The following is a 12,031-nucleotide window of genomic DNA, read 5'->3' as shown; positions in this document are numbered from 1 at the left end:
CTTAGTAAGACTAAATATTTTTAAAAAATTATTTTTATAAAATACAAAAATTTTGAGATTGGAGGGAGAAATGAAACTTATAAAAGAAAAAAGATGGGCAATAGTATTTTCGCTTTTGGCAATGCTACTTTGGGGCTCTGCCATACCCCTAATAAAGACAACTTACATTCATGCCAACATCTTGCCAGATGATCCTGGTGGGAAAATTTATATTGCCGGGATAAGATTTTTTATGGGAGGACTTTTGACCTTCATATACTTTTTTCTTTTCAACAAGGAAGAAGTAAAGAGAGAAAATGTAAATTTTAAATTTATTGTAATTATTGGCTTGTTGCAGACCTGTTTACAGTATGGTTTTTACTATATTGGACTCTCCAACACCTTGGGGTCTCTTACTGCAGTTATACAATCGTCAAATGCTTTTATCACAGTTTTGTTTTCAGTCCTCTTAATTAGTGATGAGAGACTTACTAAGAAAAAGGTCATAGCCCTACTTGTTGGTTCAACTGGGTTACTTATAACAAATTTAAACTCACAGGGAAGCTTCCACTTTAAGTTTACTGGAGAAGGTTTTGTCTTAATTGCCCAAACTGTTAATGCCCTTTCCAGCGTCCTAATAAGAAAGTACGGAAGAAATCTAAATGGCTTTCTCCTTACGGGGTCACAATTTGTCCTTGGGGCGATGCCACTAATTATCCTTGGAGCCATCACTCACAAGTCTAATGTGAACTTTGACTTCGTCTTATTCTTAATGCTATCCTATGGGGCCTTTATATCGGCAACTGCCTTTACCATCTGGACCTTTGTCCTCCAGGCTCACAGTGCCAGTGAGTTTGGAATTTACAAATTATTTATTCCAGTCTTCGGGACAATTTTATCCATCTTGGTCCTTGGAGAAGACCTAACAATAAATATTGTCTTGGGACTTGTCTTTGTCCTAGCAGGGGCGATAATCTTAAACAAAAAACAAACTAAAAAGGGGGTTTGACCCCTCTTTTTTTATGCCATTTCAATGCAAAATTAAAAGTATAAATGTTATAATGAAGTCGGGAGTGGTATTTTGAGAATTAAAAAAAATCACGCAATAATTTTATTTTTATTACTTATATTTTTAGGATTTATATATTTTAACCATAAAAACTTTTCCAAGGATAGGACATAGTAAGACTTAAGGGGGTAAGTGTTAATGAGCCCATAGAGGACTTCAGCCTTGCATCTAAGTCTGTATTTTTGTGGGCTGACCCAGTTCTATATATAACAGACAGGGAAGGGAATATTGTAAAGAAGATTCAAAGAGAAGATGAAAACATCGAGGCCTTCTTCGCCAATAACTACGCCTTCTTGTATGAGAAAGACCTAGGTAAGGTCCACATGTATTCAGAGATGGGCGAGCTTCTTTCAACCACAGATGTAAAGGGAGATATCTTTAACATCACTTATGAAAATGCAAATATAATTTTTCACGTCGTCGATGAGAAAAATGAAATTTTATATTTAATGGGCAACGACTCAACTCTCACAGAGATTTATAGGACAGGTAATCAAATATTGACTCACGATGTAGTTGATGATAAAAATCTTTCTGTTGCAGAAATAAAAAATGAGACAAGTGGTTATACTTCTATCGTTTATAATTTAAACAAGGGAGAAAAAACTTCTAAAAGCCTAAGCCACGAAATTGTCATGTACCTAAAGAAGGACAAGAGGTCAGTATTGGCCCTTACAGACAAGACAATTTATAGGTTTATGAATTCTGGCACAATATATGAAGATAGGGTCCCAAATATTTCTGACATCTTGGTGGAAGGCAAGAAGACCTACCTTCTCCATTCAGGAATTATCACAGAATACAATTACATCCTAAAGCCAGGCAAGAAAAAAATAATTGCAGCCAATGTCAACAAGATGGAAAATATTTCTGGATCAATTTATGTCTATGGACCAAGTGATGTTGGTGGAGAAATTGGAAATTCTGGAGAGTTTTACACAAGGTTGGGCTACTCCCTAGACAAAATTAAAATCAACGGACTTTTGATTGGGGCCTTGAGAAATGGGGACCTAAGTCTTTACTCCGTTGTAAATACAAATACAGTAAGAGAAGAAGATAGTAAAATTGAGACAACTTATAAAGAGGTGTAAAAGTGAACATAGAAAAAAATACAGACGCTGTTGCAAGTGAGGCAGACAAGGCCCTGAGATCAACCTTCGGTGGACTAGAGTCTTGGGAAAGACTACTTGTGGTTGCCATTATAATTGTAGGAACTTTTATAATTTTAAAGTTAATCGATTCCTTTATAGGAAGACAATTAAATTCAGATAAGATAAAGGAAAAGGGATCCTACAACAGGATAGTTACAGTTACAAATTTAATCAGACGTATAATTAAGGTAGTCCTAATTTTTATTGGAATTACAATAATCATGAGTGTCTTTAACATTTCAATTGCACCAATTATTGCAACTCTAGGTGTGTTTTCACTGGCAATAGGTGTTGGCGCCCAAAGTCTTGTTAAGGACTTTATCAATGGGTTTTTCATAATTTTTGAAGACCAATATTCTGTTGGGGACTTAGTTGAGATTGGTGACATTCAAGGAATTGTTGAAGACCTTGGACTTAGGGTCACAAAAATCCGTGACTTTGACAAGATTCTTCACGTAATTCCCAACAGCAATATTTCAATTATTTCCAACAAGGAAAGGGCTAATATAAGGACAAAAATTGAATTTTACCTAGACAATTCTTGTGACCCAGACTTTGCCGAAGAAAAAATAAAAGAAGCCATAGAAAAATACAGGGACCACAAAGATATGGTCATGGGACCAAACTTCTGGGGAGTTACTGAAAATGGAAGGGATTTCTACAAGATGGCCCTTGTCTATTACACAAAGCAGGGACAACAGTATGATCTTGAGTTTGCCCTTAGGTCCGAGATTATAAAAACAATGCAAAGAGAAAATATTGATCCCCCTATGATTAGAAATAAGTTTATAAAAGGAGAAATTGAAGATGCTTTACTATGAGTTAGGCGATATAGTTACCCTAAAGAAGGGACATCCATGTGGTGAAAACAAGTGGGAAATCGCAAGAAAGGGTGCAGATATGAAACTAAAGTGCCTGGGTTGCGACAGGGTAGTTTGGATGAGCCGTATGGATTTTGAAAAGAGAGTTAGAAAAATTTTAGAAGGAGATAAATTTGTAAGTATTGTCCATCATAAAAAAGAAGGTGAGTAAAATGGACGTGAAAGAAGTTTACGAAGCCAAGGAAAGACTCGAGGGTCACATAAAAGAAACTCCTGTAGTTTACGCACCAAACCTTGGAGAAGACATCTACCTCAAGGTTGAAGTTCTCCAAGATACAGGCTCTTTCAAGTTAAGGGGAGCCTACAACAAGATTACAACCCTATCAGATGAGGAAGCAGAGAGGGGAGTTGTGGCTTGCTCGGCAGGTAACCACGCCCAAGGTGTTGCCAAGTCAGCAAGTGAGAGGGGGATAAAGTCTGTTATCTGCATGCCTTATCACGCACCTCTTTCTAAGGTCAAGGCCACAAGAAATTATGGGGCTGAAGTTGAACTAGTAAAAGATTCCTTTGATGATGCAGCAGCCTTTGCAAAAAAATTATCTGAAGAGGAAGGCTACACCTTCATTGCACCCTTTGACGATGAAAAAATTATTGCAGGCCAAGGGACAGTTGGACTAGAAATCCTAGAAGAACTTCCTGACCTTGACATAATAGTTGTGCCAATAGGTGGTGGCGGACTAATCTCTGGTGTTGCCTTAGCAGCCAAGTCCATAAATCCAGACATAAAAATAATTGGAGTTCAAACAAAGATTGCCCCATCAATGTATGAATCAATAAGAGAGGGCAAGCGTCTAACAGTGACAGGTGGGTCCACAATTGCCGATGGCATTGCAGTCAAAACTCCAGGAGAAATTACATATGAAATGGTAAAGGAATATGTGGATGACATAGTTCTTGTAACTGAAGGAGAGATTTCTTCTGCAATATTAACCCTTCTTGAGGACAATAAAATCATAACAGAAGGAGCAGCAGCTTCCACAGTTGCAGCCCTTATGTATAAGAAGTTTAACCACAGGGGCAAGAAGGTTTGTTGTATTCTTTCTGGTGGCAACATTGACGTCACAAGAGTTTCAAAAGTAATTCAAAAGGGACTTTACAAGACTAATAGGAGAATGGAACTTAAGATAAAATTAGATGACCAACCAGGACAAATATCCAAGATGTCAGCACTTCTTGAAAAGCAAGGAGCCAACATAGTAAAGATCAATCAAAACATCGACCTAGTTGGCGACACAATTGATTCCATGATTGTCAGCGTTGTTATTGACACCAAGGACAAGAACCACCAAGACGAAATCCTAACAGCCCTAAACCAAAATTCCTATGTATATAAGGCGAGGTACAACGACGCCCAATTTTAATTTGACTTTTAATTAAGATTAAAAATAAAATTTTGAAAATCAAACTTAAAAGAAATTAAACAATTAAAAATTAAGAAAAATTGAGAGGCTTGACCTCTCTTTTTTGATTTAATTTGGAACGGCAGGCGACAAAAATATGAAGTCCCTTAAACAAAAATAAAAAGTAGATGAAAATTTTTTTATTTATTATAATGAAGGCGGAGGGATTATGTTAAATTCAGATAAAATCGCAAGACTTGCAACTTATGCTCTCATCTACGAGGTATCTTTGAGTCCCAAGCCAGGACTTGTTAGCCTAATAGATGTGGGCGCCCACGACGACATGGACTACATGGACTTTTTAAAATCATCAATTGTCCTCTACGACTACTTCAAAATTTCCTATGAGCTTGGAGAAAAATCTAAGGGAGAAGACTTCTTGGAACTTAGAGAATATGGAAAACTTTATGAAGACAAGATGAAAGAAGCAACAGGTGGAGTCAACACCCACAAGGGAATTATTTTTTCTCTAGGACTTATGGTTTACGCTACTGCAATAGAAATTAGGAGAGAAAATTTTTCTTTTGAAAAGGTAATTGATAGGGTGGCTTATCTCAATCGTGGCATAAGCAATGAATTAAAAATAGATAAGGCCCAGACTCATGGCGAAAAAAACTACAAAAAATATGGCCTAAAGGGGATAAGAGAAGAAGCCGAAGAAGGTTTTAAGAAGGCCCTTATGGGACTGGACTTTTTAAAGGAAGCTGAGAAAGAAACAAACTTTGACTATGCTCTTACTGGTACCCTATTTTATTTCATGTTACTTATCGAGGATTCTAACATAATCAAGAGAGGAGGGCTTGAAGGTCTAGAATTTTTAAAAGAAACTTCAGCCTATGTCCTTGAAAACAAGTTGTACGAAAGTGAAGATGGGATGAGAGAGATCCAAAAAATAAATGAAGAATACAAGAGGAGGAACCTAAGTCCAGGTGGCTGTGCCGACTTTTTGATCCTCACCTTGTATTTCTATCTCTTGGAGGCTAACGTTGATTGATTACAGACAAGTTATGAAATTTGAAAAAAAGAATATTGAAAAATTCTTGGAAGACTTTGACATAAAGTATGAGAGAGATGTGGACTACACTCTTGCTGCCTTTGATGGCGACAAAATTGTTGGGACAGGGTCTTGTGCAGGCAGGGTCCTAAAATGCTTTGCAATTGACCCGACCTACCAAGGCATGGGAATAACCAACGCAATAATCACAAGGCTACTTGACCACCAATATGAACTTGGCAACAATCACCTCTTTATATTTACAAAACCAAAAAACATCAAGATTTTTACAGACTTTGGGTTTTCCCTAGTTGAAGAGACAGAGGATGTTGCTCTCTTAGACAACAAAATAGATGAACTCCATAAACTCTTGAAAAATATCGAAGATGAGAGAGAGTCAGGTGCTATTGTAATAAATGCCAACCCCATGACCAAGGGTCATCTCTATTTAATTAATGAAGCAAGAAAACAAACTGACATCTTGAACATTTTTATGGTGGAAGAAGACGGATCAACCTTTCCCTACGACTTTAGGTATAAGATTGTAAAGGAAGAGCTGGAAAATTTTGAAGATGTGGTCGTTCATAAAGGTAATGACTATATAATTTCAAAAAACACCTTCCCAACATATTTTTACAAGGATGAAAAAACTATTTTAAAAGCCTATTCAGAGCTAGACACAAAAATCTTTGGCAGATACTTTGCCAAGGCCCTAAATATAAAAAAGAGATTTGTGGGAAGCGAAGACAAGGATGTTGTGACAAAAAATTACAACGAAACCATGGAAAGAATTTTGCCAGAATATGGGGTTGAAGTGGTAGAAATTCCAAGGACAAGCTTGGATGGTGAAATAATTTCGGCATCAAAGGTCAGGGCCCTTTTAAAAGAAAGAAAATTTGAAGAAGCTTACAAATTTTTGCCAGAAGCCACAATCAAGGCCCTGAAATCAGAAGAAGGACAGAGGATAATAAATGATAGACTCTAAAATACTTGCCATGAATAGGATGCTTGAGGCAAAAGAAAAAAGATACTACAAGATAAAATCTTTGACAGAAAAGTTTGAATCTCCAGTTCTTTCCTTTATGTTAAACATTCCAGGCGAAGATAAAAACTTTAAAGAAGCTGTTGACTTTCACAAAAAATATATAGAAAAGATAAAAAAACTTTTGGAAGAAAATAAAATAAAAATATTATTTGAAGACTACGAAGATTTAATCACAGGCATGGAATATATTGGAGTCCTTGAGGGGAATGGGAGAGAGATAAAAAAACTCATGATTGAAATGGAAGAAGAATCCCTTGGAGGAAGGCTCCTAGACCTTGACATCTACGACAAGGACTTCTCACAAATCTCAAGATCATCCTTGGGACTTCCAGAGAGAAAGTGCATAATTTGTGGAGACACAGCGAGGACCTGTATAAAGGAAGAAAGACATAAGCAAGAAGAACTTGAAGATAAGGTAAGAGAGATTATTATAGAGGACTTAGACCAGGTACATAAGTTTTAGGAAGATAATAAGATATTTACAAATTTTTAATAAGAGATCTTTATCAATAGATCTCTTATTTTTTTTGTAATAAACTATTAAGAAAATGATGAAAAATCCCTGTTTTCACCAAATTAATTAGTTAGGACTTAGACTAACTACAAATTAAATTTGTTATACTAACAATTTTATATTTGCTTAAGATCGCCAGTATTAGGCCTTTAATATCTTGAATAGGAAACCCTTTCTAGGGTATTATAAGTAAAAAGGAGGTTTTTTCTATGAAGAAAAAATATTTTGGACTTAATCTTCCAATGTTATTGGTTTTATCAATAATTATTTTTATAGCGACTTACTTGGGAGTTTTGTCTAAAGATTTAGCGGGCGGAGTTGCTCTGATGTTCGCAATAGGTATTATTTTATATGAAATTGGTGAGAGAATTCCAATTTGGAACACTTATGTTGGTGGTGGACTTGTTCTTGCCTTCTTGGGTACAGCGGTTTTAGTTTATCTAAATGTTATCCCAGAAGAATATGCAGAACTTATTTCATCTGTTAACTCAAAACCAATGGGACTACTAAACTTCTTTATCATTATGCTTATCTCTGGTTCACTTCTTGGACTAAATAGAGACCTAATGATCAAGTCTTTTGCAGGATATATCCCAGCAATCCTTGGTGGAGTTTTAGGTGCTGCCATTCTTGGTATTATTGGTGGACTTTTCTTTGGAGTTTCTCCAGCTAACACTGTTTTAAAATACGTTCTTCCTGTAATGGGTGGAGGTAACGGTGCAGGTGCTGTTCCTCTAAGTCAAATTTATGAAAGAGTTACAGGAGATTCTGCTGCAAACTACTATGGCTTTGCTATTTCAATTCTTACAATTGCTAATATCTTTGCTATTATTGCTGGTGGTATTTTAAATAAACTTGGAAGCAGTAAACCAGGACTTACAGGAGATAAGAAAACTCTTATGAGATCTGCTCCTGAAATTGAACAAAATGAAGAAAAGTTTACAACACAATTAAAGGATTACGCTGGAGCAATTTTAATGGGTCTTACTTTCTATCAATTAGGTAGACTTGTAGCTGATAAGATTTGGGATCCACTTGTTCCTTCAGTGCCAATTCACCCATTTGCTTTTATGATTATCATTGTTGCTCTTGCTAATGGACTTGGACTTGTTCCAGGATCACTTAGACAAGCTGCAAAGGAAGTTCAATCTTTCTTCACAAAAAACATTGTAATCTTAATCATGGTTGGTGTTGGTGTTGAAACTGACTTAATTGAACTTAGAGATGCCATTACTTTTGGTAATGTTGTTATGTCATTCCTAATTGTTGTTGGTGCTGTTATTGGTTCAGGTGCTGTTGGACACCTTGTAGGATTCTTCTTTGTTGACTCTGCTGTTACAGCAGGCCTATGTATGGCTAACAGAGGTGGATCTGGTGACTTAGCAGTTCTTGGAGCAGCTGACAGAATGGATTTAATTTCTTATGCACAACTTTCATCAAGACTTGGTGGAGGAATAATACTTGTTATAGGATCAATACTCTTTGGAACGCTCATGTAGACTAGGAGGGATTTTTTTGAAACTAAAAAAAGAAGCCATGGCCGGAACTCTTGAGTCAAATGATATTTTAATCACTGTTGACGATGGAGAAGGCATATCTATTGAACTGGAAAGTTCAGTAAAGAAACAATTTGGTAAACAAATTGAAAAAGTTATAAGAGAAACTTTAAAAGAATTAGATGTAGAGAATGCAAAAGTTACTGCAGTAGACAAGGGTGCCTTGGACTACACAATTAAAGCAAGAGTAGCAGCAGCATGTTTTAGAGCAGCTGAAAGCACAGAATATAATTGGAGCTGATATTTTGAAAGAGAGATTAAGAAGAACAATGATGTTTCTTCCAGGTAACAACCCTGCAAACATCACTGATGCTCACATCTATGGTCCTGATTCAATTATGATCGACCTTGAAGATGCTACGAGCATAAATCAAAAAGACGCGGCAAGATTTTTAGTTTACAATGCACTAAAAACTTTAGACTACGGAGATACTGAAGTTGTTGTAAGAATTAACGCCCTTGATACACCTTATGGACGTGAAGATATTAAGGCAGTTGTTAAGGCTGGGGTAGATGTAATTAGACTACCAAAGTCAGAAACTGCACAAGATGTTATTGATGTAGATGAAATCATAACAGAAGTTGAAGAAGAAATGGGATGCCAAGGAAGAACTCTAATGATGGCAGCTATTGAATCTCCAACTGGAGTTATTAACGCAGTTGATATTGCAAAGGCATCACCAAGAATGATGGGTATTGCACTTGGAGCAGCTGACTATGTTACTAACCTAAAGACTCAAAGGTCAACTCATGGTTGGGAACTTTTCGCAGCAAGAAGTCAAATTGTTTTAGCTGCAAGAAACGCAGGCATTGCTTGCTTCGATACAGTTAACACAAACCTTGATGATATGGATGCTTTTAGGGAAGAAGTTCAATTTATTAAGGACCTAGGATTTGACGGAAAATCTGTTATCCACCCTAAACAAATTGCAGTTGTAAATGAAGTTTACACACCAACTGAAAAAGATATTACGAAGTCACTTCGTATTATTGCAGGTTCTAAGGAAGCTGAAAGAAAGGGATCTGGAGTTATTACAGTTGACGGCAAGATGGTTGACTATCCAGTTATAGCTGGTGCACAAAGAGTTCTAGACCTTGCAGTTGCAAGTGGAGTGCTAAAGAAGGAGGATATTGATGAACTATAATAAAAATGCAGTAGGAAGAGATATCCCTGAATCCCTTGAAGGCATTGGCGAACTTGTTCCTTTCAAAGGCGAAGGCAAATATCTTAGAACTGAAAGAAAGGCTTCTCCAAAAATTAGATACGGAAATAGGGACGAGAAAAAACTTCTAGGTTCTATTGAAGAAGCTGTTAAGAAGAGTGGACTTAAGGACGGAATGACAATTTCCTTCCACCACCACCTAAGAAATGGTGACTATGTTGTAAACATGGTAATGCAAGTTATTGCTGATATGGGAATCAAGGATCTAACTCTTGCTCCATCATCACTTTCACCATGTCACGACAAGTTAATCCCATTAATTGAACAAGGTGTAATCACTGGAATTCAATCATCTGGACTAAGAGGAGAACTTGGAGAAAAAATTTCACAAGGTATCCTTAAAAAACCTTGCATTATCCGTTCTCACGGTGGACGTGCAAGAGCAATTGAAGATGGAGAGCTTCACATTGACGTTGCCTTTTTAGCAGCACCAGCATGTGACGAATATGGAAACATAAATGGTAGAGAAGGAAAGGCAGCTTGTGGATCACTTGGCTATGCAATTGTTGACGCACAGTACGCTGACTGTGTAGTTGCAATTACAGACAACCTTGTACCATTCCCAAATATTCCTGCTTCAATTGGCATGATGTATGTTGACTATGTTGTAGAAGTTGACGCAATTGGAGATCCAAAGGGAATTGTTTCTGGATCAATTAGATTCAACGACAACCCACGTGACTTACTAATTGCTAACAACGCAGTTAAGGCGATCAAGGCTTCTGGACTTTACAAGGACGGCTTTAGATTCCAAACTGGAGCAGCAGGTTCAACTCTTGCAGTTGCAAAACTTCTTCGTGAAGAAATGAAGAAGGATAACATCAAGGCATCAATGGCCCTTGGTGGAATCACTGGATATATGGTGACAATGCTTGAAGAAGGTTTAATTGACGGTATCTATGATACACAATCCTTTGACCTTGACGCAGTAAGATCAATCCGTGAAAACACAAAACACTTTGAACAAACTGCATCTTCATACGCAAACCCTAACAACCCAACACCTGCAGTTAACACTCTAGACTTTGTATTACTTGGAGCCCTTGAAGTTGACACTGACTTCAACGTAAACGTAATGACAAGATCAGACGGAGTTATCAACCAAGCAGTTGGTGGTCACCAAGATACAGCACCAGGTGCAGAAATGTCACTTATACTAGCACCACTTGTAAGATCAAGAAATCCAATTGTCAAAGACAAGGTTACAACAGTTTGTACTCCAGGCGAAGCTGTTGATGTAATCTGTACTGACTACGGTATTGCTGTAAATCCAAAGAGAAAAGACTTAATCGAAAAATTCGAAAAAGCTGGAATTGAACTTAAGGACATCAAGGAACTACAAGAAATGGCAGAAAAACTTACAGGTAAACCTGAAGAAGTTGAATTCTCTGACGAAGTAGTTGCAGTTGTAGAATACAGAGACGGTTCTATAATCGATGTAATTAAGAAGGAAGCTTAAAAATTAAAATATAACCATACTCATAAAAGGGAGGCAAGAGCCTCTCTTTTTTTGCAGAAAATTTGGAACTTGTAAATATTTATAAGTTTCAAAAAATTATAAAGTGATAAGATTTTACGACTTGAGAAGAAATTATGAAGCTATAAAAACTTGCCAAGTGATAACAAATGGAAAAATGAAAGGAATTTATGAAAAGATAAAATCTTATGAAGTGATAAATACGTATGAAGTGATAACAAACTTTAAAGTGGTAAGAACTTATGAAGTCACAAAAAGATGTTAGATGATAGAAATTTATGAAGTGCTAAAAATATATTAAGTGATAGAAATTTATTAAGTCATAAAAAATAAGAGAGTTAGAGATAATTATGAAGTGCTAAAAATTTATCAAGTTATAAGAATTTACAAGTTGGCAAAAATTAAAAATTCCACAAGGTTTTTGCAATTGACATTAATGAATATTGGTGCTATTATAATGAAAAATAACTCAATAAGAGGAAGAGTATCCTTCTTGACTGATTAAAGAGAGCTTCGTTTGGTGAGAGAAGTAGAGGAAGATTGGGAGAACATGGTCCTTCTTGAGGGTCTATCGATATTTAGGTAGGCACGGGCGCGCCCGTTACAGCGATAGAGTATGATAGTACTTGAAGAGTCTTCCATCGCGAGTTGGAAGAGAATTAAGGTGGTAACACGAAATAGCTTTCGTCCTTTAGGGATGGAAGCTTTTTTTATTGTCTTCCTTCCTCAAGTACAAATAAAA

The 12,031-nt window shown here is 36.6% G+C and carries 12 protein-coding genes and 1 other annotated feature; all 12 genes read left to right on the top strand.

Annotated elements, in window-relative coordinates; all coding sequences use genetic code 11:
• Window positions 1-70: 70 nt before the first annotated feature.
• The 12 genes from DRZ96_RS03210 to citF all read left to right on the top strand — a co-directional run bounded on the left by DRZ96_RS03210 (window position 71) and on the right by citF (window position 11,271).
• Window positions 71-988, top strand: a complete 918-nt coding sequence (locus DRZ96_RS03210; RefSeq protein ID WP_112889559.1) for a DMT family transporter — start codon at window positions 71-73, stop codon at window positions 986-988.
• Between the two features lie 242 nt (window positions 989-1,230).
• A complete protein-coding gene (locus tag DRZ96_RS03205; RefSeq protein WP_256584803.1) occupies window positions 1,231-2,139 on the top strand; it encodes a hypothetical protein in 909 nt (302 codons plus the stop codon).
• A 2-nt stretch (window positions 2,140-2,141) separates the two neighbouring features.
• A complete protein-coding gene (locus DRZ96_RS03200) occupies window positions 2,142-3,020 on the top strand; it encodes a mechanosensitive ion channel family protein (protein WP_112889558.1) in 879 nt (292 codons plus the stop codon).
• A complete protein-coding gene (locus DRZ96_RS03195; RefSeq protein ID WP_005957132.1) occupies window positions 3,007-3,231 on the top strand; it encodes a DUF951 domain-containing protein in 225 nt (74 codons plus the stop codon). Before DRZ96_RS03200 ends, DRZ96_RS03195 begins: the two co-directional genes overlap by 14 nt.
• A 1-nt stretch (window position 3,232) precedes the next feature.
• On the top strand, window positions 3,233-4,441 hold the full coding sequence (gene ilvA, locus DRZ96_RS03190; protein ID WP_112889557.1) for a threonine ammonia-lyase: 1,209 nt from the start codon (window positions 3,233-3,235) through the stop codon (window positions 4,439-4,441).
• Window positions 4,442-4,649: 208 nt separating this feature from the next.
• Entirely contained in the window at window positions 4,650-5,474 is an 825-nt protein-coding gene (locus tag DRZ96_RS03185) for a triphosphoribosyl-dephospho-CoA synthase (protein ID WP_112889556.1), read from the top strand.
• Window positions 5,467-6,459, top strand: coding sequence for a [citrate (pro-3S)-lyase] ligase (gene citC / locus DRZ96_RS03180; protein ID WP_112889555.1), 993 nt, complete (start codon window positions 5,467-5,469; stop codon window positions 6,457-6,459). Before DRZ96_RS03185 ends, citC begins: the two co-directional genes overlap by 8 nt.
• On the top strand, window positions 6,446-6,982 hold the full coding sequence (citX, locus tag DRZ96_RS03175; RefSeq protein WP_112889554.1) for a citrate lyase holo-[acyl-carrier protein] synthase: 537 nt from the start codon (window positions 6,446-6,448) through the stop codon (window positions 6,980-6,982). Before citC ends, citX begins: the two co-directional genes overlap by 14 nt.
• Before the next feature lie 260 nt (window positions 6,983-7,242).
• Window positions 7,243-8,532 carry a 2-hydroxycarboxylate transporter family protein gene (locus DRZ96_RS03170; RefSeq protein ID WP_112889553.1) on the top strand — a complete coding sequence of 430 codons (1,290 nt, stop codon included), beginning with the start codon at window positions 7,243-7,245 and terminating at the stop codon, window positions 8,530-8,532.
• Window positions 8,533-8,548: 16 nt separating this feature from the next.
• Window positions 8,549-8,830: a citrate lyase acyl carrier protein gene (gene citD, locus DRZ96_RS03165; RefSeq protein WP_112889552.1), complete on the top strand. Its 282-nt coding sequence runs from the start codon at window positions 8,549-8,551 to the stop codon at window positions 8,828-8,830.
• Window positions 8,831-8,834: 4 nt separating this feature from the next.
• Window positions 8,835-9,734 (top strand): citrate (pro-3S)-lyase subunit beta, encoded by a 900-nt coding sequence (gene citE, locus DRZ96_RS03160; RefSeq protein ID WP_112889551.1) that lies wholly within the window; start codon window positions 8,835-8,837, stop codon window positions 9,732-9,734.
• Window positions 9,724-11,271, top strand: a complete 1,548-nt coding sequence (gene citF, locus DRZ96_RS03155) for a citrate lyase subunit alpha (protein ID WP_112889550.1) — start codon at window positions 9,724-9,726, stop codon at window positions 11,269-11,271. The genes citE and citF overlap by 11 nt, the downstream gene beginning before the upstream one ends.
• Before the next feature lie 481 nt (window positions 11,272-11,752).
• Window positions 11,753-11,984: a binding site (T-box leader), on the top strand.
• Window positions 11,985-12,031 lie beyond the last annotated feature (47 nt).

Origin of the sequence: Peptoniphilus harei (assembly GCF_900454685.1) — a bacterium.
Classification (GTDB): domain Bacteria; phylum Bacillota; class Clostridia; order Tissierellales; family Peptoniphilaceae; genus Peptoniphilus_A; species Peptoniphilus_A harei.
This window is presented reverse-complemented; position numbering and strand designations above follow the sequence as displayed.